The sequence below is a fragment of the Pseudomonas sp. BT-42-2 genome, from assembly GCF_025847435.2.
In the GTDB taxonomy this organism is placed as follows: Bacteria; Pseudomonadota; Gammaproteobacteria; order Pseudomonadales; family Pseudomonadaceae; genus Aquipseudomonas; species Aquipseudomonas urmiensis.
Genome location: NZ_JAOYTM010000009.1, coordinates 46,152 through 68,210, shown reverse-complemented (window position 1 = coordinate 68,210; position 22,059 = coordinate 46,152). Strand labels below are relative to the sequence as shown.

Here is a 22,059-nt window from a genome sequence, read left to right as displayed (position 1 = left end):
CCAACATGACTGCTTATGTACGCCCGGCCTTGAGCCTGGCCCTGCTGATGACCCTGGTGACCGGTGCGTTGTATCCCCTGGCGGTGACCGGCCTTGCCCAGCTCGCTTTTCCCGTACAGGCCAATGGCAGCCTGGTGCGCGACGCCCAAGGGCAGGTGCGCGGGTCGGCCCTGATCGCCCAGCAGGCCACGGGCGATGGCTGGTTCCACCCACGGCCCTCGGCGGCAGCGTATGCCACTGTGGCCAGTGGTGCGAGTAACTTAGGCCCGAGTAATCCGGCGCTGGCGCAGCGGATAACGGCCGATGCCAGTGCGCTTCACCGCGCAGATCTTGGCCCTGTGCCGCTGGCCCTGCTGACCACCTCCGGCAGCGGTCTGGACCCGCACCTGCCGCCAGCGGCGGTGGCCTATCAGATCCCGCGGGTGGCAGCGGCGCGGCAAGTACCGGTAGAGCGCTTGCAAGCCCTGCTCGAAGAGGCCACCCTCCACCCACTGATCGGCCCGCCAGTGGTCAACGTCCTGGCCTTGAATCAGGCCTTGGAAAAATGGCCACATTGATTGTGGGGCCGCAACGCGGCCCAAGCCCGACTGACCGCCGCAAAAGTGAAGGATGCAACATGAGTGATTCCGCCCGCGCCGACGCGCTGTTGGCGGGCTTGCCCCGCGAAGGCCGCGGCAGGCTCAAGGTATTTCTCGGCGCCGCCCCCGGCGTAGGCAAGACCTACGCCATGCTCCAGGCCGCCCACGCCCAGCAACGCCAAGGCGTGCAAGTGGTCGCCGGGGTGGTCGAAACCCACGGCCGCGGCGAAACCGAAGCGCTGCTCGCCGGCCTGCTCCAGCAACCCTTGCTACGCAGCGACTACCGCGGGGTAACCCTGGAAGAGATGGACCTCGACGGCCTGCTCAAGGCCGCACCGCCACTGGTCCTGGTCGATGAACTGGCTCACACCAACGCCCCCAACAGCCGCCACGCCAAACGCTGGCAAGACGTCCAGGAACTGCTGGCAGCCGGCATCGACGTCTACACCACGGTCAACGTCCAGCACCTGGAAAGCCTCAACGACAAAGTCCGCGACATCACCGGCGTGCAAGTGCGCGAAACTTTGCCGGATTGGGTCCTGCAAGAAGCTTTCGAACTGGTCCTGATCGACCTGCCGCCGCGTGAGCTGCTCGAGCGCCTGCGCGAAGGCAAGGTCTACGTACCCGAGCAGGCCCGCGCCGCCATCGACGCGTTCTTCTCGCAAACCAACCTCAGCGCCCTGCGCGAGCTGGCCATGCAAACCGCTGCCGCACAGGTCGATGCCGACCTCGCTCACGGCTACCGCCAACGCGGCCAGGAAGCCCCCGCCTTGCGCGGCCGGCTATTGGTCGGTGTCGACGGCGACGAGCAGGCCGAGCGCCTGGTGCGCCACGCCAGCCGCGTCGCCCAGCGCCGCCACCTGCCGTGGAGCCTGGTCCATGTCGATAACGGCAAGCTGCGCGACGAGAGTGCCCGGCAACGCTTGCAAGCGGCCCAGCAATTGGCCGAACGGCTGGGCGGCGAGGTGGTGTTGCTGCGCGCTGGCGAAGTCGCGCGCACGTTGATCCAACACGCCAGCGAACGCCGCGCCAGCCTGGTGCTGGTCGGCCAATCGCGTGACCGCTGGCGCCGACGTCTGTTCGGCGCGGGTGTAGCGACGCGCCTGCTGCGCGAAAGCCATGGCCTGGAGATCAACGTGCTCGACCGCGATGTGCAGCCGGTAGCGGCGCGGGCGGTGGTCAAGCGTGTCTGGGTCTGGCGCCATTACCTGCTGGCGCTGCTCGCCACCGCGCTGGCAGCGGGTCTGGCCTGGGCGGTGTCCAGGGTGTTGGCGCTGCCGAATATCTCGCTGGTGTTCCTCGCCGCTGTCTTGCTGGTTGCGGTGCGCAGTAGCCTCGGCCCGGCACTGGCCTGCGCCGCGCTGTCGTTCCTGACCTACGATTTTCTGTTCATCCCGCCCAACTTCTCCTTCAGCATCCAGCGCGAAGAAGACGTGCTGACCTTGGTGTTCTTCCTGCTCATGGCCGCACTGACCGGCAACCTCGCCGCACGCCAGCGTCGCCAGCTGCAAGCCCTGCGCGAGACCCAGGCGCAGACCAATCAGCTGCTCGACCTGTCGCGCCGCCTGACCGTGGCCACCGATCGTCAGGCCGTGCTCAACGCCGCCAACCAGCACCTCGACGGCTGGCATGACGTGCAGGTGTGCCTGATGGAGCGTGGTAGCGAAGGCCTGCTGCAGGTCGCCAGTGGCCAGCCGCCGGCGCTGACCGATAACGAACGCGCCGCGGCCGACTGGGCCTGGCAACATGGCCAGGCCGCCGGCCACGGCAGCGATACCTTGCCCCATGGCCGCTGGTGGTGGTGGCCGCTGGCGGTCGAAGACCAGCCGCTGGCCTTGCTAGGCGTGCGCCCGCGCACAAACGACAGCCTGAGCGCCCAGCGCCGCCGTCTGCTGATGGCCCTGGCCCAACCGCTGGCCCAGGCCCTGGCCCGCGCGCGCCTGGGCGAGCAACTGGAAGCGGCGCGCCTGCACGGCGAAACCGAACAACTGCGCAGCGCCTTGCTCGCCTCGGTCTCGCACGACCTGCGCACCCCACTGACCGCCATGCGCGGCAGCATCGACAGCCTGCTGGCGCTGGGCGATGCGATCCCTCCCGAGGACCGCCGCGAGTTGCTCGAAGGCACCCGCAACGAAGCTGAGCGTCTCGATCGCTACATCCAGAACCTGCTCGACATGACTCGCCTCGGCCATGGCGGTCTCAAGCTGGCCCGCGACTGGGTCGCCCCGGCTGACATCGTCGGCAGCGCCCTCAACCGCCTGCGTGTGGTGCTGGCGCCACTGCGGGTGAGCACCGACGTGCCCACTGAGTTGCCGCTGCTGTTCGTGCACGCTGCGTTGATCGAGCAGGCATTGGTCAACGTCCTGGAAAACGCCGCGCGCTTCTCGCCCAACAACGGCCGCCTCGAACTGCACGTACAGGTGCGCGACGAGCAACTGTGCTTTGCCGTTAGCGACCAAGGCCCAGGCATCCCGGTGGCCGAGCGCGAGAAGATCTTCGACATGTTCTACACCGCTGCCCGTGGCGACCGCGGTGGCCAAGGCACCGGCCTGGGCCTGGCGATCTGCCAAGGCATGATCGGCGCCCACGGCGGCAGCATCCTGGTCAGCGAAGGCATCGATGGCCAGGGCACCTGCATCACTCTATGCTTGCCGCTGCCCACCCAACCTGAAACCGAAAGCCAAGACTCATGAGCCAAGCCGCCACCCTGTTGGTCATCGACGATGAGCCACAGATTCGCAAGTTCCTGCGCATCAGCCTGGTGTCCCAGGGCTACAAAGTGATCGAAGCCGCCACCGGCGCCGAAGGCCTGGCTCAAGCCGCGCTGGCCAAACCGGACCTGGTGGTGCTCGACCTCGGCCTGCCTGATATGGACGGCCAGCAAGTGCTGCGCGAGCTGCGCGAATGGAGCACGGTGCCGGTGATGGTGCTGTCGGTGCGCGCCAGCGAAGTGCAGAAAGTCGATGCGCTGGATGGCGGCGCCAACGACTACGTGACCAAGCCGTTTGGCATCCAGGAGTTTCTCGCGCGCATTCGCGCCTTGTTACGCCAAGCCCCGCAAGCCGAAGTAGGGCAGGCGACGGCCAGCTTCGGCCCGCTGCTGGTCGATTTTGCTTTTCGCAAAGTGACCCTCGATGGCGTCGAAGTGGCGTTGACTCGCAAAGAGTACGCGCTGCTGGCCCAGCTGGCCGGGCACCCCGGTCGCGTGATTACCCAGCAACAACTGCTCAAGGACATCTGGGGCCCGACCCACGTCGACGACAGCCATTACCTGCGCATCGTCGTCGCTCATGTGCGGCAAAAGCTTGGCGATGACCCAACCGCGCCGCGCTTCATCATTACCGAGCCTGGGGTTGGGTATCGATTGGTCGCGCCTTAAGCTGCAACCTGTCTCCCTCAGCCTCAGTGGCAGCGGTTTACCCGCGAAGAAGCGGGCATGGCCACCATCCCCTTACGGCGAGGGCTACGCCCTCGTTCGCGGGTAAACCCGCTCCCACAGGGTCCCTGCTCAGGCAATGAGCTTGCATCTCTGCAGTGAAGATCAGTCCGCTGCATAGTGCCGACGGGTCATGAACAGCACTACGCCAATTGGCACCGCAAAAGACGCCATCAAGCCCAGGTCAAAGCCCAGCAGCTGGGTTTGGCTCAATGCAATGCAGCCGACCGCGCCAAGTATCACCAGCGCCACCCCGAGCCACTTGCGCAGCGGGTACGGCTTCACCCACCAATGCAGTACAAAGGCCAGTACTACGACGATAACTGTCTGGGTAACTTCGGACATGAGCAACTCCCGTCAGGCCCTGATGAGCAGGGATTCAGTCGTGCGTTGAGGGCCAATGCCGCCATTGACCTGCGCCTCGATGCTGACGATAACGTCGCCAGCATGATGGGTGCTTAGCGCGCCGTTGACGTACGAGCTCACGCCCGTCTTTGCCGCCAACCCCGCGACGAAACCGGCAGCGGGGCCAGCCAAGCTACCGGCGGCTCCGGCAGCGCCACCAGCGGCCGAGCCGGCTGCATTGGCGATGCTGGTGCGACGGGTGTTGAGGGCATCGGCCTGTTGCCGGGTCAGCGGTTTGGAGATACCGACCATCATCAGGCATGGCCGGTTGTTGGCCTGCATCTTGTCGTAAATCTCTACGACCTTGCTGTTGACCTGATAATGGGCGCTTTTCGCCTCGCCAAAATGCAGTTCGCGCAGATTGCCGCGCTCATTGTCGGTGAGGGTGATTTGCGAGACGGTGAAGATGATCCCGTGCTGGGCCATGTACTGGAAAGTCCTTTCGAACTTCATTGCGCGCATCCTTTCGAGCAGAAGGGCGGCGATTCTCTACAAGACAGGCTGCAGATGCAACCCATGTACACATCTGTCCTACACGCAAACCCTGTAGGAGCGGGCTTGCCCGCGAATAGGCCAGACCAGCCAACAACGCGCTAAAGTTTCAATGCACAGCCCGCGCCTCAGCCGGCATCTGCACCTGAATCAGCGCCGACTCAAGCGACACCCGCAGCATCTTAAGCTCTTGCATCGAGGCCATTATCAGAGCCGAGACGGGGGACTTGGGTAGTGGATATATCGATTATGCAAAATACCAAGGCTTGAGCCCTTATACCGTTGAGCGTACGGACATCTTGCCAGGCAATCACGGCTTAGCCTTGGAAGCAGGCTTGGCGTCGGTGCTCCGGCGTTTGGAGGGCGCTCGCGGCTTTTTCTCCGGGCGCTGCCCAGGGTGTGCCGTCCAAAGGTGAGCGTTTTCTCGGAGGCGCTGCTGAATGTGGGGTGGATAGTCGGCAAGTGTCGTCAACGGTGGAACGGGTTTGCCTGGCATGCCGGCCTGGCGAATGATCTTGGGCCAGCGCGGTTTCCAACACAGCAGCAGGCTGAGCCAGTGGCCGGCGCCGATGATCAAGAAGGCCGGGGAGATCAGGACCAGGCCGACCTTGATGAGCTTCGAGGCGTTGCGGAAATAGTGCGTGACCCCTTCGAACTGCGGAGTGAACGCTTGCCATGGCCAGGGGAAGTGCGAGGTGATGCGCGGGCGCGGTAGTCCTTCGGGGCCTTCGTCCATGAAACGGCGGATGAACTCCCACTCGTCGCGGATTTCTCCTTGATGGTTTGCTGATTTGCCGACCCAGGCCAGTTCGGGGTGCAGAGTGCCTGTGACCCGGGCTGACCAGTGGAGCGCCAGCGGCACGCCCACGCCGTCAGCAATGGCGTACTTGTTGGCGGACCCGCTTGAAGCGACTCCGTCCCACGGCAGAACCACGATACCGCCACAGTGAGGCGGTCGATGAAGATAGACCTGTTGGGTAGTACGGTTGAAGCGAATCAACAGGTGGCGCGAGGTGAACATTTCCAGTCGGGTGAAGCGCAGTCCGTATTTTAAATAGAACCAGGTTGTAGGTAATGCTAATAGGGTAAACCATGCACTTATGAATAGATATACGCTTGCGATGGTGCCTTTGCTATGAAAGTGCTCGATGGTCAATATTGCACCGCTAATTATGCCGGCAAAGCAATTGGTAATGATATAAATTACTGTAGCTGATAAAATACTAATCAATCCGCGTTTTTCCTCAAACATACCGCTGCGTATTTCTAGGGTACGGTTGTCGAAGGCGTAAACGGGGCCTCGGCTTTTTGGCGTTTCACTTACGCTTAACTTTGCTGCAGCTTCTTCTTCTGCTTGTTCATTTTCATAAGGTGTGATTTTTTTGCGGAGCCTACGAGTGCGTGCATCTTCATTCTTTTCCGCATCTGGCTCGAGGGCGGCTTCCCATGATCCCCATTCGAAAAAGTACATTACAAAACCTCGGTGACGGATTTTAAGAAGTCCGCCATTTCGTCTGCATCAGAGTTATAGCGCTTCGCTGTTGGATTTAGACTAAAGCAACATTTTTCGCACCACTGCTCCAAGGCGTCATCATCCATTATCAGTAAGTAAGTGGTTGCGCCCAGTGCTATTGATCCGCCAATCCAGCCGAGGCGGCTAAGCAGCAACATGACTGCTCGGTTTGCGGCAAGTCGATTAGATAGTGAAGAAAGTCGAATAAATATAGAGCCAGGGTTATTATTGCCACGTAGGGCTAACCATTCGAAATACATGCCCGCTTGCGAAAAAGCGACTCCTCCTTGGCCTATCACGAGTGCACCTGTTGCCATTGCTCTTGCGGAGTAAGCTACCCCCAGACTGGTTGCGTGATTTCCTGCTCGCTCTGCTTGGTCAATTTTTGTTTTCGCATCAGCAAAGTCCCAATAAATGCTAACAATCCCTCCCGCAGCCGCCATCCCCGCTCCCCACAAGCGAAAGCGCCCCAGGCTGACTTGCGCCCCCCGCGCCGCTGCCGAGCCCTGACCTACAGTGGCCAGCGCCTGTTCGGTCCCCACCGCGAGTAACTCCATCCCCGCCGCCGCACTGGTCAACCCCGCAGCTGCCACTTCACTCCAGAACCGCCGGTCCTTGTTGTCCCGCTGCCCCTGCAGCAACAGCAGGCTCGCCTCAAGCAGCAACAACCCACTGGCGACCCGCAATCGGTAGAACGCATTGCTCTGCGCGTCCCGCACAGTGTCGACATAGGCTTGCTCCAGGCGGCGCACGATGGGGGCGGCGACGCGTCCGGGGGAGGGGGTGCGGCCATCCTGGGCGTGTTCGGCCAGGCGCAAGTTCAACGCCTGTTCACCCAGCGAGGCCACCAGGTAGGCAGTCAAGCGTCGATGCAGCCGGTGGTCGCTGCTGTTGGGCATGCCTGCCTGCAGGCTTTCTCGCCCCAGCTGGCCCAGCCAGGCCAGGGCGCCAGCGGTGTTGATCTGGCTGTGCTCGGCAAGCTGATCGAGGTGGCCATCGACGCGGCTGAACTGCGCAGCCAGTTCCTTGGCCTGCTTGAGCGTGGTGTCGAGCATCTGCCACGGGTCGGCGGGCGCCTGCAGGTTGGCGAGCTTCAGCCGGGTTTGTTCCAGCACCTGGGCGATGTCGCGCTGGTTGAACACGAACGAGCGCAGCGCCAGGTTGGCTGGGGTCATTTCTTCGGCTTGCCACCACTGGGCCAACAGGCGTGCGCCGGCTGGCACCGCTTCCATGCCGATGACACACAAGCCGCTCTGGTGAGCGAAGCACAGCCCACTGTTGAGGTCGTTGTCGTCGTAGTAGGCCAATGCCTCCAGCAAGGTGGGGCTGAGCAGCCAGGCCAGATGGTCGTCGGCGCGTGCCTCGGCCAGTCGTTGCGCCTCTTCGCTCTCCTGGCGGAACCAGCCAAGCTGTACGCGCATACCGCCCAGGTTGACCCGGGGCAGGTAGCGTTGTTCGAACTGTTTGGCGAACTCGCCTCGCTCGGCGCGAGCTTGCAGGTCTTGGCGCACCAGCTCGCTGTTGATATCGATGAGGGTGTCCTTGAACTGATTCCAGCCTTCGCGGTTCATCCCTGGCAGCAAGGCTCGATCGCTGTCTTTGAGCTGTACGCGCAAGGTTTCGGCGTGCCGGCCCATGAGCGCGGCGACCTTGCGTTCGCTGAACTGCTGGTGCAGCTCGGTGAAGGCTTGGGCGACCAGGGTCTTGCGCTCGTTGCTCGGCCCGGGCTTACCGTCGGGGCCGGCCGGCTCGGTGGTTTCCAGCCAGTCCTTGAGGTGTTCAAGACCGGCGTTGCGCCAGGCATTGAGCTCTTGGGTGATGCCGATGGCATCTTCGACCACCAGGGCAACCCCGCGTGGCTTGAGCGGTTCTGCCATGGGCCTGAGCATCTGCCGGACGCCGGCCAGGGAGAGGACGCTGGGTGTGCTGAACAGTTGGCGCTGGAGCAAGGTGCGCAGCTGCGGATCGTACTCGGCGGCAAAGTCGGCGACTTGTTCGAGCTGGTCATGGGTCAGCACATGCGGTTCGGGCGTCGGGCAGGCTGTGCCGGTGAAGCGGGCGATGTTCACGGCGGGCAGGCTGTGCCGCCGGCGCAGCAATTGTTCCTGGGCGGCTACGGTCAGCGGGTCGGGGCTGTAGAACACGCGCAGCGATTGCAGATCGTCCAGGTCGTGCACGTTGAAGGCCCAGGCGATGTTGCTGAGTACGTCCCGGACGCCGAGGGCTGGCGGTGGCTCCCAGGGCGCGTCGGGCTCGGTGAGTGACAGCGAGCCGTTGGCGGCAATCCGATAGGGCCGGTGCAGGGTAGCGCGGCCAGTGCTGGTGCGTTGTTCCATCACGTACAGAAACCCTTCGCGCAAAGGGCGTATGGCGTAGGCCGCATGCTTGAGTGCGGCGACCTGCTGGGGCTGGCGCAGGTGTTCGGCCAGATCGGGCAAGCGCTTGCGCTGGCCGGGGTTGCCGCCAACCACGGCGTAGCGCAGCGGCAGGATGGTGAAGGTGCGGGTGCAGCTGACGGCGGGGCCGAGGTCGAACTGCTCGCTGAGTTCTTCGCAGGATTTGCGGTTGAGCTCGAGGAAGTCTTGCCAAGCGATCATCTGAGCGTCCTTACTGCAGCGATTGAATGTTCGCCTGGGCCAGGGCGTCGGCGAGCAGGCGGGTATTGGCACGGGCTTGTGCATTGAGCTGGCCGAATTCAACAATCGCGCTCAAACGACAGTAATGCAGATCAGATTGGCGGGGCATGAGAAGTCCTTGTCTGCTGTGGGCGGCTCTCCATCGGGCAGGTTTGAGGGAAGATGCGCTAACAGCGAACACATCTAACGCATCTCAATGAGCTGCTGATGGGGCAAGCCCCGACACTAACGAAGAAGCATTTCTCAGTGATATTTTTGACTTCCTAAAATCGTGTAGGAAGTTTCTCTTCTAGCGATCTTCGGAGGTAGTAAGTATCGGCTTGCTGCGCTAAAGGGACGGAGGAGTTATTGATGCGCAAGAGGGATTGATTGCAGGTGCGCCGGCTGTTCAGCCGGCGAAGGTCTTCACCTCTTGTTATAAGTTCGTCGCCTATCTGGGTAGGTCGCAGGCGCGGCATTGCGTCGCGCACGGGGCACACTATGGCCCTTGGGATTTCAGATAGCCGCTTCGGCATTGGGCTGCAAAAATGCCGCCTCCAACAACTGCCGGGTATACGCATGCTGCGGCGCATGAAATATCGCCTGCGCATCCCCTTGCTCCACCACCTGCCCATGCTTGATCACCATCAACTGGTGGCTCAACGCCTTGACCACCGCCAAGTCATGGCTGATGAACAGATAAGTCAGGTTGTACTTAAGCTGCAGCGAGCGCAAAAGCTCCACCACCTGTCGCTGCACGGTCCTATCCAGTGCCGAGGTCGGCTCATCGAGCAGAATCAACGCCGGCTTGAGCACCAACGCCCGGGCAATGGCAATCCGCTGCCGCTGCCCGCCGGAAAACTCATGCGGATAGCGGTGTCGAGTGCTTGGATCGAGCCCCACTTCCTGCAACGCCGCGATGATCGCCGCCTCTTGCTCCTCAGCCGTGCCAATGCGATGAATCCGCAAGCCTTCGCCAACGATATCCGCCACGCACATACGTGGGCTGAGGCTGCCGAACGGGTCTTGGAACACCACCTGCATTTCCCGCCGCAGCGGTCGCACTTCTTGCTGATTGAGGCTTTCCAGGTTCTGCCCGTGGAAGCGGATGCTGCCTTGGCTTGAGATCAAGCGCAAGATCGCCAGGCCCAGGGTCGACTTGCCCGAGCCACTCTCGCCGACGATGCCCAGGGTCTGCCCCTGGGGCAGGCTGAAGTTGATGCCATCGACCGCTTTGACATGATCGACGGTGCGCCGCAGCAAGCCTTTCTTGATCGGGAACCACACGCGCAGGTCATCGACCTCGAGCAGCGGCGCGCCCACCGGGTTTTGCGCGGGCTGGCCGCTGGGTTCGGCGTTGATCAGCATCTGCGTGTAGGGATGCTGCGGGGCGCTGAACAGGGTGGCGCACTCGGCCTGTTCGACGATCTTGCCGCGCTGCATCACGCACACCCGATGGGCGATGCGCCGCACCAGGTTGAGGTCGTGGCTGATCAGCAGCAGGGCCATGCCCAAGCGTGCTTGCAGCTCCTTGAGCAGGTCGAGGATCTTCAACTGCACCGTGACGTCGAGCGCAGTGGTCGGTTCATCGGCAATCAGCAGCTCCGGCTCGTTGGCCAGGGCCATGGCAATCATCACCCGCTGGCGCTGGCCGCCAGACAGCTCGTGGGGCAGGGCCTTGAGGCGCTTGCGCGGTTCGGGGATGCCGACCAGCTCAAGCAGCTCCAGGGTGCGCGCGGTGGCTTGCTTGCCGGTCAGGCCTTTGTGCAGCAGGAGGATCTCGTTGATCTGCTTTTCGATGCTGTGCAGCGGGTTCAGCGAGGTCATTGGTTCTTGGAAAATCATCGCAATGCGGTTGCCGCGAATGCGCTGCATGGGCTTTTCGCCCAGCTGCAGCAGGTCTTTGTCGCCATAGCGGATGCTGCCGCTGGGGTGGCGGGCAAGCGGGTAGGGCAAAAGGCGCAGGATCGAGTGGGCCGTCACCGACTTGCCCGAGCCGCTTTCGCCGACCAGGGCCAGGGTCTCGCCTTTGCGGATGTCGAAGCTGATGCCGTCGACCACGCGGTTGACCTGGTCACCGCTGAGGAACTCGACCGCAAGATCACGGACTTCGATCAGGTTGTGTTCACTCATGTCATTTCCTCGGGTCGAAGGCATCGCGGGCGGACTCGCCGATGAATACCAGCAGGCTGAGCATCAGCGCCAGTACGGCAAAGGCGCTGATGCCCAACCACGGCGCTTGCAGGTTGGACTTGCCCTGGGCGACCAGCTCGCCCAGCGAGGGCGAGCCGGCGGGCAGGCCGAAGCCGAGGAAGTCCAGCGCGGTCAGGGTGCCGATCGCGCCGGTGAGAATGAACGGCATGAAGGTCATGGTCGAGATCATCGCGTTGGGCAGGATGTGCCGGTACATGATCGCGCCGTTGCGCATGCCCAAGGCGCGGGCGGCGCGCACGTATTCGAGGTTGCGCCCACGCAGGAACTCGGCGCGCACCACATCGACCAGGCTCATCCAGGAGAACAGCAGCATGATCCCCAGCAGCCACCAGAAGTTGGGTTGCACGAAGCTGGCGAGGATGATCAGCAGGTACAGCACCGGCAGGCCAGACCAGATCTCCAGAAAACGCTGGCCAGCCAGATCCACCCAGCCGCCGTAGAAGCCTTGCAAGGCGCCAGCGATGACGCCGACGATCGAGCTGAGCACGGTCAGGGTCAGGGCGAACAGCACCGATACGCGAAAGCCATAGATGACCCGCGACAGCACATCGCGGCCCTGGTCGTCGGTGCCTAGCCAGTTATCCGCCGAGGGCGGGGCGGGCGCCGGGACCTTGAGGTCGTAGTTGATGCTCTGGTAGCTGAACGGGATCGGCGCCCACAGCACCCAGCTGTCTTTTTTCTCCAGCAGCTCGCGGATGTACGGGCTCTTGTAGTTGGCTTCGAGTGGGAATTCACCGCCGAAGGTGGTCTCTGGATAGCGTTTGAATGCCGGGAAGTACCACTCACCGTCGTAGCGCACGGCAATCGGTTTGTCGTTGGCGATCAGCTCGGCGCCCAGGCTCAGGCCGAACAGGATGATGAACAACCACAACGACCACCAGCCGCGGCGGTTGGCCTTGAAGCGCTCGAAGCGCCGGCGATTGAGAGGGGACAGGGCCATGTCAGTGCTCCCGGCTGGCGAAGTCGATGCGCGGATCGACCAGGGTGTAGGTCAGGTCGCCGATCAGTTTCACCACCAGCCCGAGCAGGGTGAAGATGAACAGGGTGCCGAAGACCACCGGGTAGTCGCGGTTGATCGCCGCTTCGAAACTCATCAGGCCCAGGCCGTCGAGCGAGAAGATCACCTCGATCAGCAGGGAGCCGGTGAAGAAAATGCCGATGAACGCCGAGGGGAAGCCGGCGATCACTAGCAGCATGGCGTTGCGGAACACGTGCCCGTACAGCACCCGTGGTCGGCTCAGGCCCTTGGCCTTGGCGGTGACCACGTACTGCTTGTTGATTTCGTCGAGGAAGCTGTTCTTGGTCAGCAGGGTCATGGTGGCGAAGTTACCGATCACCAGCGCGGTGATCGGCAGCACCAGGTGCCAGAAGTAGTCGAGCACCTTGCCGGTGGTCGACAGCTCCTCGAAGTTGTTCGAGGTCAGCCCGCGTAGCGGGAACCAGTCGAAGTAGCTGCCGCCGGCGAACAACACGATCAGCAGGATGGCGAACAGGAACGCCGGGATGGCGTAGCCGACGACGATCGCCGAGCTGGTCCAGACGTCGAAGTGGCTGCCGTGGCGTACCGCTTTGGCGATCCCCAGGGGGATCGACACCAGGTACATGATCAGCGTGCTCCATAGCCCGAGCGAGATCGACACCGGCATCTTCTCGGCGATCAGGTCGATGACCTTGGCGTCGCGGAAGAAGCTGTCGCCAAAGTCGAGCTGGGCGTAGTTCTTGATCATGATCCACAGCCGCTCGGGCGGCGATTTGTCAAAGCCGTACATGCGCTCGATCTCGGCGATCAGCGCCGGGTCCAGGCCTTGCGCGCCACGGTAGTTGGAGCCGGCCACCGAGACTTCGGCGCCGCCGCCGGCGATGCGGCTGGTGGCGCCGTCGAAGCCTTCGAGCTTGGCGATCATCTGCTCGACCGGGCCGCCGGGGGCGGCCTGGACGATGATGAAGTTGATTACCAGGATGCCCAGCAGGGTTGGGATGATCAGCAGCAAACGACGCAGGATGTAGGCGAGCATGTCAGTTCGCCTCGCCGGGTTGTTCGGCGTCTGCCGGCTGCGTGGTCACTGCCGGGGTGACGTCGGGTTTGATCCACCAGGTGTCGATGCCAACGTCATACTTGGGCGATACCTTGGGGTGGCCGATGTGGTTCCAGTAGGCCACGCGCCAGGTCTTGATGTGCCAGTTGGGGATTACGTAGTAGCCCCACAGCAGCACCCGGTCGAGGGCGCGGGCGTGGTCGATCAGGCTCTGACGGGAGTCGGCGTTGATCAAGGCTTCGACCAGTTGGTCGATGGCCGGGTCGCGCAGGCCGATGAAGTTGCGGCTGCCGGGGTTGTCGGCGGCGCCGCTGGACCAGAACTCGCGCTGTTCGTTGCCTGGCGAGCTGGACTGCGGGAAGCCGCTGACGATCATGTCGAAATCGCGCGAGCGCAGGCGGTTGATGTACTGCGGGACTTCGACGCGGCGAATGCTCAGCTCGATGCCCAGGTCGGCCAGGTTGCGCTTGAACGGCAGCAGCACGCGCTCGAACTCGGTCTGCGCGACCAGGAACTCGATGCTCACCGGTTTGCCTTGGGTGTCGACCATCTTGTCGTTGACGATCTTCCAGCCGGCGTCTTGCAGCAGCTTGTAAGCCTTGCGCTGTTGCTCGCGGATCATGCCGCTGCCGTCGGTGACTGGGTTGTGGAAGGCTTCGCTAAAGGCTTGCTCGGGAATCTTGCCGCGCAGCGGTTCGAGGATCTTCAGCTCGGCCGGCGAGGGCAGGCCCTTGGCGGCCATTTCCGAGTTTTCGAAGTAGCTGCCGGTGCGGGTGTAGGCACCGTTGAACAGCTGCTTGTTGGTCCACTCGTAATCGAGCATCAGGCTCAGCGCCTGGCGTACGCGAATGTCCTGGAATACCGGGCGGCGCAGGTTGAAGACAAAGCCCTGCATGCCGACCGGGTTGCCGTTGAGCAGCTCTTCCTTGATCAGCCGGCCTTCGCGCACCGCTGGCACGTTGTAGGCGGTGGCCCAGTTCTTCGCGGTCATTTCCAGCATGTAGTCGAACTGGCCGGCCTTGAGCGCTTCGAGGGCGACGGTGTTGTCGCGGTAATAGTCGAAGGTCATGGCGTCGAAGTTGTAGAAGCCGCGGTTGATCGGCAGGTCTTTGGCCCAATAGTCCCGGACCCGCTCGTAGCGTACCGAGCGTCCGGCCTTGACCTGGGCGATCTTGTACGGCCCGCTGCCCAGCGGGATTTCCAGGTTGCCTCGGGTGAAGTCGCGCTCGGCGTACCAGTGCTTGGGCAGTACCGGCAGTTGGCCGAGAATCAGCGGCAGCTCGCGGTTGTTCTTGTGCTTGAACTTGAACAGTACAGTCAGCGGGTTCTCTGCCACGGCTTCGGCGACGTCGCCGTAGTACACGCGGTACAGCGGCGCGCCTTTGCTGACCAGGGTGTTGAAGGTCCATACCACGTCGTCGGCGCGCATCGGCTGGCCGTCGTGAAAGCGCGCTTCGGGGCGCAGGTAGAAGCGCACCCAGCTATTGTCTGGGGCCTTTTCGATCTTGCCGGCCACCAGGCCGTACTCGGTGAAGGGCTCATCCAGGCTTTGGCGCATCAGGGTGTCGTAGATGCTGCCGATGTTTTCTGCAGGCACGCCCTTGTTGATGAATGGGTTGAGGCTGTCGAAACCGCCGAAGCTGGATTGGCGGAAGGTGCCGCCCTTGGGCGCGTCGGGGTTGACGAAGTCGAAGTGCTTGAAGCTCGCCGGGTACTTGGGCGGCTCATCGTACAAGGTCAGGGCGTGTTGCGGCGCGGCCATTGCCGTCACGCTCAGGCAGGCGAGCAGCAAGCTGCCAGCCAGGCGGCGTAGGCTGTGGGTCGGCATCATTTGGCTTTCTCCGAAGTCTTGAGCCACCAGCTGTTCAAGCCCAGGGTGTAGGGCGGTGTGGTGACGAAGGCGAACCGGTTGCGGTAGGCCAAGCGGTGATTGTCGAGATACCAGTTGGGAATCATGTAGTAGTGCCACGACAGTACCCGGTCCAGGGCGCGCGCAGCGGCGACCTGGTCGTCGCGGGTACGGGCGGCGAGCAGGGTGTCGAGCAGGTGGTCGACCACCGGGTCCTTGACCCCAGCATAGTTCTTGCTGCCCTTGGTCGAGGCTTGGCTGGAATGAAAGTACAGCCACTGCTCAAGGCCGGGGCTCAAGGTCTGGTTCAGGGTCATCAGAATCATGTCGAAGTCGAACTGGTCCAGCCGTTGTTTGTACTGGGCGCGGTCCACGGTGCGCAAGCGCGCATCGATGCCGATGCTCGCCAGATTTTCGACATAAGGTTGCAGGATCCGTTCAAGGTTGGGGTTGACCAGCAACAGCTCGATGCGCAGCTGCTTGCCCTTGGCGTCTACCAGGCGCTGGCCATCGAGCTTCCAGCCCGCCTGGGCGAACAGCGCCAGGGCCTGGCGCAGGGTTTGCCGACTGACGCCGCTGCCGTTGGTGTGGCTGACCTTGTACGGCTCGGTGTAGAGCTTTGCCGGCAGTTGCTCGCGAAACGGCGCCAGCAGCAGCCACTCCTTGCCGGTCGGCAGGCCGGTGGCGGCAAACTCGCTGTTGGGGTAGTAGCTGGTCGAGCGGCGATAGGCGCTGCTGAACAGGGCGCGGTTGGTCCACTCGAAGTCGAGCATCAGGCCCAGCGCCTGGCGCACCAGCGGGTCGCTGAAGGTCGCCCGGCGGCTGTTCATGAACAGGCCTTGGGTCTGGGTCGGGATGCGATGCGGGATCTGCGCCTTGATCACTTCACCGCGGCGCACCGCGGGGAAGTTGTAGCCGTTGGCCCAGTTCTTGGCCTGGTGCTCGATGTAGATGTCGAACTCACCGGCCTTGAACGCCTCGAAGGCGACAGTGGCGTCGCGATAGAACTCGTATTCGACGCTGTTGAAGTTGTACTTGCCACGGTTGACCGGCAGATCCTTGCCCCAGTAATCCTTGACCCGCGTGAACACCAGGCGCCGGCCTGGCTGCACTTCAGTAATGCGATACGGCCCGCTGCCCAGCGGTGGCTCGAAGGTGGTGGCCTTGAAGTCGCGCTTTTGCCAGTAGTGTTTGGGCAACACCGGCATTTCGCCCAGGCGTAGGATCAGCAGAGGGTTGCCAGCGCGCTTGAACACGAAGCGGATGCGCAACGGCCCGAGGATATCGACCCGTTGCACTTCCTGCAGGTTGGTGCGGTACAGCGGGTGGCCGTCCTTGAGCAGCGTGCGGTAGGAGAACGCCACGTCCGCCGAGGTGATCGGTTTGCCATCGTGGAAGCGTGCTTCGGGGCGCAGGTTGAACACCACCCAGCTGCGGTCCTCGCTGTACTCGACCGAGCGGGCGATCAGGCCGTAGCTGGAGGTGGGTTCGTCGCCAGACGGGTCGTACATGCCGGTGCCGACCATCAGCGTCTCGTTGAGCTCGTTGATGCCGTACTGCAGGAAGTTTGGCGTGGTGACCGGGCTTGAGCCTTTGAAGGTGTATGGGTTGAGCGTGTCGAAGGTGCCAAATGCCATGGCCCGCAAGGTACCGCCCTTGGGCGCTTGCGGATTGACCCAGTCGAAGTGGGTGAAGGTGGCTGGGTATTTGAGCGTGCCGAACTGCGCGTAACCGTGGCTTTCGCTCACCATCGCGCCTGCGGGAAAGCTCAAGGCCAGGCTGAATGACAGCAGGAGGGGACGTATCAAGTCGGCATCCGATCCAGAGGGCTTTGGGCTTTGGTCGGGCTACAGTAACAGCTTGGCGGGGTTGGAAAAAGAGTGCTGGGAGCGGGGAGGGCACAGCGCTATTTGGCGGTGTTGCTAACGTGGGGCTGCAAGGCAGCCCCAATTCCATCAATGGCCCAGGTAGACAGTCAGGGTCTGGCCGGGTTTGAGCGCATGGCCACTACGCGGATTCCAGCGCTTGAGGTGCTGCATCTCGACATTGAAGCGCTTGGCCACCAGGTACAGCGAGTCGCCCTTGCGTACTTTGTACTGGGTCGAGCGCTGCTTGGACGACGCAACCCGGTTGCCGGCAGCCGAAGGTGCATTACCGCCGCGCAGGGCCAGAACCTGGCCAGCTTTCAGGCGGTTGCCCGAAAGCCGGTTCCAACGCTGGATGTCCTTGACCGAAACCCGATTGGCCTTGGCAATGCTGCCCAGGTTGTCCCCGCGCTTGACCCGGTAGCTACGCGCTGCAGGCGCCTTGGCTTCAGCCACCGCTGCCTCGAACACCGCTTTGCGCGGTTGCAGGCTGACCAACTGCTCGGGGTTGAGGTTGGACAGGCTGGCCGATAGCAACTGCGCCTTGGCGGTAGGCACCAGCAACTGCTTGGGACCATCGACCGTCATGCGCTTCTTGAACGCGGGGTTGAGCTGAATCAGCTCGTCTTCATCCATGTTGGCGAAGGCGGCGACCTTGGACAGGTCCAGGCGGTCGTTGATAGCCACGGCCTCGAAGTAGGGCTCGTTGGCGATCGGGTTGAGGTTGACGCCGTAGGACTCAGGCGTCGACACCACCTGCGACAGCGCCAGCAGCTTGGGCACGTAGTCGCGGGTTTCCTGCGGCAGCGGCAGGTTCCAGTAATCGGTCGGCAGGCCAAGCTTTTCGTTACGCTCGATCGCCCGGCTGACAGTGCCCTCGCCAGCATTGTAGGCGGCCAGCGCCAACAGCCAGTCGCCGTTGAACATGTCGTGCAGGCGGGTGAGGTATTCCAGCGCAGCATTGGTCGACGCGGTGATGTCGCGGCGGCCATCGTAGAAATTGGTTTGACGCAGGTTGAAGTGGCGCCCGGTGGACGGGATGAACTGCCACATGCCAGCGGCGTGGGCCCGCGAGTAGGCCATCGGGTTGTAGGCGCTTTCAATCGCCGGCAGCAGCGCCAGCTCAAGCGGCATGTCGCGTTCTTCCAGGCGCTCGACGATGTAATGCAGGTACAGGCTGCCGCGCTCGCCGGCGGTTTCGACGAATCGTGGGTTGCTGGCGAACCACAGGCGCTGCTGTTCGATGCGCGGGTTGACGTCGATGCTGTCTTGCAGGGCAAAGCCCTGGCGCATGCGCTCCCAGACATCCTGGGGTGCTTGCTCCTTGGGCTTGACCATCAGCGGCGCCGGTTTGTGCTTGATCCGAGCCTGGTAGTTGTGCGCGCGAACGCTTTCGGATTCGTCAACCTGACGGGTGCTCTGGCAGCCCACCAAAGTGGCGGCCAGGGCCAGCGCACTGATCTGTGCGAGGCGCGTCAAAGCGACGGATTGCGAGGTTCTGCGGCTACGAGAAGACATCGGCTGGGACGGGTATCCGGGCAAAAAATTTCGGCGATTCTAGGAACCGCTTCCCGCCCGGTCAACCTTTGGGGACCGATTGCGATATATCTTGAGGTTATCAAAAGCGGTCTTTCCAAGACCTCAGGGCAGCAAAAACAGCGGCTTGGCCTACGTTTGAAAGACCCTTCCATTCGTCTGCTTTTTGTTTAACGGATGTTTCAGCGGTACGCAGGAAGGGGTTGGTCAAGCGTTCCAAACCGATCGTAGATGGCAGAGTGATGCGATCTTGCTCACGCAGGCGGCTAACCTCGGCAAAGCGTGCGACAACGTGCGGGTTTTCTGGTTCTACAGCCTTGGCAAAGCGCAGGTTGCTCAAGGTGTATTCGTGGGCGCAGTACACCTGGGTTTCCGCGGGCAAGGCGGCCAGCCGCTCAAGGGAGTGGTGCATTTGCTCAGGGGTGCCCTCGAACAAGCGACCACAGCCGGCCGCGAACAGGGTGTCGCCACTGAACAACAGGGGGGTGGGCGTCTGCGCGGTGAAATAGGCGATGTGTCCCAAGGTATGGCCGGGCATCGCCATGACCTGGAAACTCAGGCCCAGCGCGGTAACCTGGGCATTGTCTTGCAGGGCCAGGTCGCGGCCGGGGATGGTTTCGGCAGCCGGGCCGCAAACGCGCGCACCTGTCACCTGCTTGAGGTGTTCGACGCCGCCGACGTGATCGTGATGGTGATGGGTGACCAGGATGTCGGTCAGCGTCCAGTCGGGGTTGGCCTCGAGCCAAGCCAGCACCGGCGCGGCGTCACCGGGATCGACCACCGCGCACTGGCGTTTGGCAGTATCCTGTAACAACCAGATGTAGTTGTCGGAGAAAGCGGGTAGGGCATCGATCTGTATCATGGTGCGGATCCGAATCATCTGGCGTGGGACATGAGGGCATCTTAGCCGCGATGGCGCGGCGGGAGAACCTTGGAGGGAAAACGCAATGACCGACCAAGCCTTTGCCCAGGCCGATCCTGAATGGATCGAACTGATCAGCCTGGCCCGCGACTGGTTCCAGGGCCCTCTTGGGCAGTTGATGTTGCGCGAGGAAGAAAAGCTGCTCGAAGACGAACTGGCGCGCTTCTTCGGCGGCTACCTGGTGCATTACGGCCCCTGCGCCGAAACCCCGCCCAGTGCTCCACAGGTGCACCGCAACGTGCGCCTTGGCGCGCCGCTGCCGGGGGTCGAGATCGTCTGCGAAGAACAGGCCTGGCCGCTCTCCGAGCACGCAGCCGATGTGGTGGTGCTGCAGCATGGCCTGGACTTCAGCCTGTCGCCGCATGGCCTGCTGCGTGAGGCGGCCAGCGCTGTGCGCCCGGGTGGCCATTTGCTGATCGTGGGCATCAACCCGTGGAGTAGCTGGGGCATGCGTCATTTCTTTAGCCATGGGGCGCTGCGCAAGGCGCGTTGCATCTCGCCGTCGCGGGTCGGCGACTGGCTCAACCTGCTCGGCTTTGCGCTGGAGAAACGCCGCTTCGGCTGCTATCGTCCGCCGCTGGCCTCGCCGGCCTGGCAACAACGCCTGGCCGGTTGGGAGCGGATGGCCGGCGGTTGGCAAACCTCTGGCGGCGGGGTCTACCTACTGGTGGCGCGCAAGATGGTGGTCGGCCTGCGGCCGCTGCGTCTGGAGCGGCGCGAGCCAATGGGTAAGTTGCTGCCGTTACCGCTGGCCAAGGTCAACCGCGAGGCAACTAGCCAGCGGGAGCGCCATCCCGGTCGATAATCCACAGCGAGTAAAGGCAGTACATGAGCGATAGCATCGAGATCTACACCGATGGCGCCTGCAAGGGCAACCCTGGCCCGGGTGGCTGGGGGGTGCTGATGGTCTACAAAGGCGTCGAGAAGGAATTGTGGGGCGGTGAGCTCGAGACCACCAACAATCGCATGGAACTAATGGCGGCGATCGAGGGCCTGCGGGCGCTCAAGCGTGAATGCGAGGTGGTGCTGACCACCGACTCGCAGTACGTGATGAAGGGCATCAACGAGTGGATGGCCAACTGGAAGAAGCGCGGTTGGAAGACCGCGACCAAGGAACCGGTGAAAAACGCTGACTTGTGGCGCGAGCTCGACGAGCAGGTCAACCGACACAAGGTCACCTGGAAATGGGTGCGCGGGCATATCGGCCACCCTGGCAACGAACGCGCTGACCAGTTGGCCAATCGCGGCGTCGACGAGGTACGCGCCAAGCGCTGAGCTGGGGTACAATCGCCGGCTTTCCCTCGAAGTACCAGTTGGAGCCACCCGCGTGGAGCAGCAGAACAGCAGATTCGTCGTCCTCGATACCGAAACGACCGGCATGCCGGTCAGTGAGGGGCATCGGATCATCGAGATCGGTTGTGTCGAAGTCATGGGCCGGCGCCTGACCGGGCGGCACTTCCACGTCTATCTGCAGCCCGACCGCGAGAGTGACGAAGGCGCGATTGGTGTGCACGGCATCACTGATGCATTCTTGGTTGGCAAACCACGTTTTGCCGACGTGGCCGAGGAGTTCTTCGAGTTTATCCAGGGTGCCCAGCTGGTCATCCATAACGCGGCGTTCGACGTTGGCTTCATCAACAACGAGTTCGCCATGCTCGGTCAGCACGACCGCGCAGACATCTCCAAGCACTGCGGCATTCTCGACACCCTGATGCTGGCGCGTGCGCGCCATCCGGGCCAGCGCAATAGCCTTGATGCCTTGTGCAAACGCTACGGCATCGACAACTCCGGCCGTGAACTGCACGGCGCCTTGCTCGACTCCGAGTTGTTGGCGGACGTTTACCTGGCGATGACCGGCGGGCAGACCAGCCTGTCGCTGGCTGGGCATGGCGCTGACGGTGAAGAGGGTAGCAACAGCACTGGCAGTGAGATTCGCCGTATCGTCGGACGCCAGCCTGGGCGGATCATCATGGCCTCGGCTGAAGAGTTGGAAGCGCATGCCGAGCGTCTGGCAGCAGTGGCCAAGTCGGCGGGTGGGCCGGCTTTGTGGCAGAGCCTGACCGAAGGTTGATCGAGCCCTGCGGGGTGTCAGGGCTGGCCTCTTCGCGGGCAAGCCCGCTCCCACAGGGTTTTGTGTTGTCCTGCAAATGTTGGGCCTGTCTGGGGAATGCTATGTGCAGGTCTGCCTTTGTGGGTGCCAGGGCTGGCCTCTTCGCGGGCAAGCCCGCTCCCACAGGGTTTTGTGTTGTCTGGCAAATGTTGGGCCTGTCTGGGGAATGCTATGTGCAGGTCTGCCTTTGTGGGTGCCAGGGCTGGCCTCTTCGCGGGCAAGCCCGCTCCCACAGGGTTTTGTGTTGTCCTGTAAATGTTGGGCCTGTCTGGGGAATGCTATGTGCAGGTCTGCCTTTGTGGTGCCAGGGCTGGCCTCTTCGCGGGCGAGCCCGCTCCAGGCTCTCGGCTTAAGAACGCTACGCTCCCTGTGGGAGCGGGCTTGCCCGCGAAGAGGCCGGGGCTGACAGCACAAATACTAAACGTCGCAGCCTGAGCAACCAGCTTCTACCCTGAAAGAACCCAGCAGTTCTGCCCAGGTGGTGGTTG

The 22,059-nt window shown here is 62.8% G+C and carries 18 protein-coding genes; 6 read left to right on the top strand and 12 right to left on the bottom strand.

All coding sequences use genetic code 11. The annotated features are described in order from the left end of the window. Window positions 1-5: 5 nt before the first annotated feature. From kdpC to OIU19_RS10490, 3 genes are read left to right on the top strand one after another with little or no spacing between them, the layout of a single operon-like run. The gene (gene kdpC / locus OIU19_RS10500) at window positions 6-557 is read left to right on the top strand and encodes a potassium-transporting ATPase subunit KdpC (protein WP_264234948.1); all 552 of its coding nucleotides are present in this window, start codon (window positions 6-8) and stop codon (window positions 555-557) included. Window positions 558-616: 59 nt separating this feature from the next. Continuing rightward, window positions 617-3,271, top strand: a complete 2,655-nt coding sequence (locus OIU19_RS10495) for a sensor histidine kinase KdpD (protein WP_264234947.1) — start codon at window positions 617-619, stop codon at window positions 3,269-3,271. Continuing rightward, window positions 3,268-3,957 (top strand): response regulator, encoded by a 690-nt coding sequence (locus tag OIU19_RS10490; RefSeq protein ID WP_264234946.1) that lies wholly within the window; start codon window positions 3,268-3,270, stop codon window positions 3,955-3,957. Before OIU19_RS10495 ends, OIU19_RS10490 begins: the two co-directional genes overlap by 4 nt. Window positions 3,958-4,119: 162 nt before the next feature. Here OIU19_RS10490 and OIU19_RS10485 read toward each other — a convergent pair whose 3' ends face one another. The 12 genes from OIU19_RS10485 to gloB form a co-directional block, all read right to left on the bottom strand. Then, window positions 4,120-4,359, bottom strand: a complete 240-nt coding sequence (locus OIU19_RS10485) for a hypothetical protein (protein WP_264234945.1) — start codon at window positions 4,357-4,359, stop codon at window positions 4,120-4,122. 12 nt (window positions 4,360-4,371) lie between these two features. After that, entirely contained in the window at window positions 4,372-4,872 is a 501-nt protein-coding gene (locus tag OIU19_RS10480; protein ID WP_264234944.1) for a hypothetical protein, read from the bottom strand. 349 nt (window positions 4,873-5,221) lie between these two features. After that, a complete protein-coding gene (locus OIU19_RS10475) occupies window positions 5,222-6,382 on the bottom strand; it encodes a DUF6708 domain-containing protein (RefSeq protein WP_264234943.1) in 1,161 nt (386 codons plus the stop codon). Continuing rightward, a complete protein-coding gene (locus tag OIU19_RS10470; protein WP_264234942.1) occupies window positions 6,382-9,021 on the bottom strand; it encodes a T6SS effector BTH_I2691 family protein in 2,640 nt (879 codons plus the stop codon). The genes OIU19_RS10475 and OIU19_RS10470 overlap by 1 nt, the downstream gene beginning before the upstream one ends. A 10-nt stretch (window positions 9,022-9,031) precedes the next feature. Continuing rightward, the gene (locus tag OIU19_RS10465; protein WP_264234941.1) at window positions 9,032-9,169 is read right to left on the bottom strand and encodes a hypothetical protein; all 138 of its coding nucleotides are present in this window, start codon (window positions 9,167-9,169) and stop codon (window positions 9,032-9,034) included. A gap of 386 nt (window positions 9,170-9,555) precedes the next feature. Next, a complete protein-coding gene (locus tag OIU19_RS10460; RefSeq protein WP_264234940.1) occupies window positions 9,556-11,172 on the bottom strand; it encodes an ABC transporter ATP-binding protein in 1,617 nt (538 codons plus the stop codon). 1 nt (window position 11,173) lies between these two features. After that, window positions 11,174-12,193, bottom strand: coding sequence for an ABC transporter permease (locus tag OIU19_RS10455; RefSeq protein WP_186555741.1), 1,020 nt, complete (start codon window positions 12,191-12,193; stop codon window positions 11,174-11,176). A 1-nt stretch (window position 12,194) separates the two neighbouring features. Continuing rightward, window positions 12,195-13,268: a microcin C ABC transporter permease YejB gene (locus OIU19_RS10450; protein ID WP_186555742.1), complete on the bottom strand. Its 1,074-nt coding sequence runs from the start codon at window positions 13,266-13,268 to the stop codon at window positions 12,195-12,197. Window position 13,269: 1 nt separating this feature from the next. Continuing rightward, entirely contained in the window at window positions 13,270-15,120 is a 1,851-nt protein-coding gene (locus OIU19_RS10445) for an extracellular solute-binding protein (protein ID WP_264234939.1), read from the bottom strand. Beyond that, window positions 15,117-16,946: an extracellular solute-binding protein gene (locus tag OIU19_RS10440; RefSeq protein WP_264234938.1), complete on the bottom strand. Its 1,830-nt coding sequence runs from the start codon at window positions 16,944-16,946 to the stop codon at window positions 15,117-15,119. Before OIU19_RS10440 ends, OIU19_RS10445 begins: the two co-directional genes overlap by 4 nt. 147 nt (window positions 16,947-17,093) lie before the next feature. Continuing rightward, window positions 17,094-18,521 (bottom strand): lytic transglycosylase domain-containing protein, encoded by a 1,428-nt coding sequence (locus OIU19_RS10435; protein WP_264234937.1) that lies wholly within the window; start codon window positions 18,519-18,521, stop codon window positions 17,094-17,096. 100 nt (window positions 18,522-18,621) lie between these two features. Further along, the gene (gene gloB, locus OIU19_RS10430) at window positions 18,622-19,401 is read right to left on the bottom strand and encodes a hydroxyacylglutathione hydrolase (RefSeq protein WP_264234936.1); all 780 of its coding nucleotides are present in this window, start codon (window positions 19,399-19,401) and stop codon (window positions 18,622-18,624) included. A gap of 85 nt (window positions 19,402-19,486) precedes the next feature. Here gloB and OIU19_RS10425 point away from each other — a divergent pair, with 85 nt between their 5' ends. Genes OIU19_RS10425 through dnaQ form a run of 3 tightly spaced genes read left to right on the top strand, consistent with a single transcriptional unit; the run spans window position 19,487 to window position 21,532 of the window. Further along, on the top strand, window positions 19,487-20,266 hold the full coding sequence (locus tag OIU19_RS10425; protein WP_264234935.1) for a class I SAM-dependent methyltransferase: 780 nt from the start codon (window positions 19,487-19,489) through the stop codon (window positions 20,264-20,266). A gap of 23 nt (window positions 20,267-20,289) precedes the next feature. Further along, the gene (rnhA, locus tag OIU19_RS10420; RefSeq protein WP_264234934.1) at window positions 20,290-20,736 is read left to right on the top strand and encodes a ribonuclease HI; all 447 of its coding nucleotides are present in this window, start codon (window positions 20,290-20,292) and stop codon (window positions 20,734-20,736) included. Window positions 20,737-20,788: 52 nt separating this feature from the next. After that, window positions 20,789-21,532, top strand: coding sequence for a DNA polymerase III subunit epsilon (gene dnaQ, locus OIU19_RS10415; RefSeq protein ID WP_264234933.1), 744 nt, complete (start codon window positions 20,789-20,791; stop codon window positions 21,530-21,532). Window positions 21,533-22,059 lie beyond the last annotated feature (527 nt).

Bases quoted from the DNA above. Each gene is read 5' to 3' on its own strand.
- gloB (WP_264234936.1), bottom strand. From the start codon at position 19,401: ATGATACAGATCGATGCCCTACCCGCTTTCTCCGACAACTACATCTGG.
- OIU19_RS10435 (WP_264234937.1), bottom strand. From the start codon at position 18,521: ATGTCTTCTCGTAGCCGCAGAACCTCGCAATCCGTCGCTTTGACGCGC.
- OIU19_RS10455 (WP_186555741.1), bottom strand. From the start codon at position 12,193: ATGGCCCTGTCCCCTCTCAATCGCCGGCGCTTCGAGCGCTTCAAGGCC.
- OIU19_RS10465 (WP_264234941.1), bottom strand. From the start codon at position 9,169: ATGCCCCGCCAATCTGATCTGCATTACTGTCGTTTGAGCGCGATTGTT.
- rnhA (WP_264234934.1), top strand. From the start codon at position 20,290: ATGAGCGATAGCATCGAGATCTACACCGATGGCGCCTGCAAGGGCAAC.
- OIU19_RS10475 (WP_264234943.1), bottom strand. From the start codon at position 6,382: ATGTACTTTTTCGAATGGGGATCATGGGAAGCCGCCCTCGAGCCAGAT.
- OIU19_RS10480 (WP_264234944.1), bottom strand. From the start codon at position 4,872: ATGAAGTTCGAAAGGACTTTCCAGTACATGGCCCAGCACGGGATCATC.
- OIU19_RS10460 (WP_264234940.1), bottom strand. From the start codon at position 11,172: ATGAGTGAACACAACCTGATCGAAGTCCGTGATCTTGCGGTCGAGTTC.
- OIU19_RS10495 (WP_264234947.1), top strand. From the start codon at position 617: ATGAGTGATTCCGCCCGCGCCGACGCGCTGTTGGCGGGCTTGCCCCGC.
- OIU19_RS10445 (WP_264234939.1), bottom strand. From the start codon at position 15,120: ATGATGCCGACCCACAGCCTACGCCGCCTGGCTGGCAGCTTGCTGCTC.
- OIU19_RS10485 (WP_264234945.1), bottom strand. From the start codon at position 4,359: ATGTCCGAAGTTACCCAGACAGTTATCGTCGTAGTACTGGCCTTTGTA.
- kdpC (WP_264234948.1), top strand. From the start codon at position 6: ATGACTGCTTATGTACGCCCGGCCTTGAGCCTGGCCCTGCTGATGACC.
- OIU19_RS10470 (WP_264234942.1), bottom strand. From the start codon at position 9,021: ATGATCGCTTGGCAAGACTTCCTCGAGCTCAACCGCAAATCCTGCGAA.
- OIU19_RS10450 (WP_186555742.1), bottom strand. From the start codon at position 13,268: ATGCTCGCCTACATCCTGCGTCGTTTGCTGCTGATCATCCCAACCCTG.
- OIU19_RS10490 (WP_264234946.1), top strand. From the start codon at position 3,268: ATGAGCCAAGCCGCCACCCTGTTGGTCATCGACGATGAGCCACAGATT.
- OIU19_RS10425 (WP_264234935.1), top strand. From the start codon at position 19,487: ATGACCGACCAAGCCTTTGCCCAGGCCGATCCTGAATGGATCGAACTG.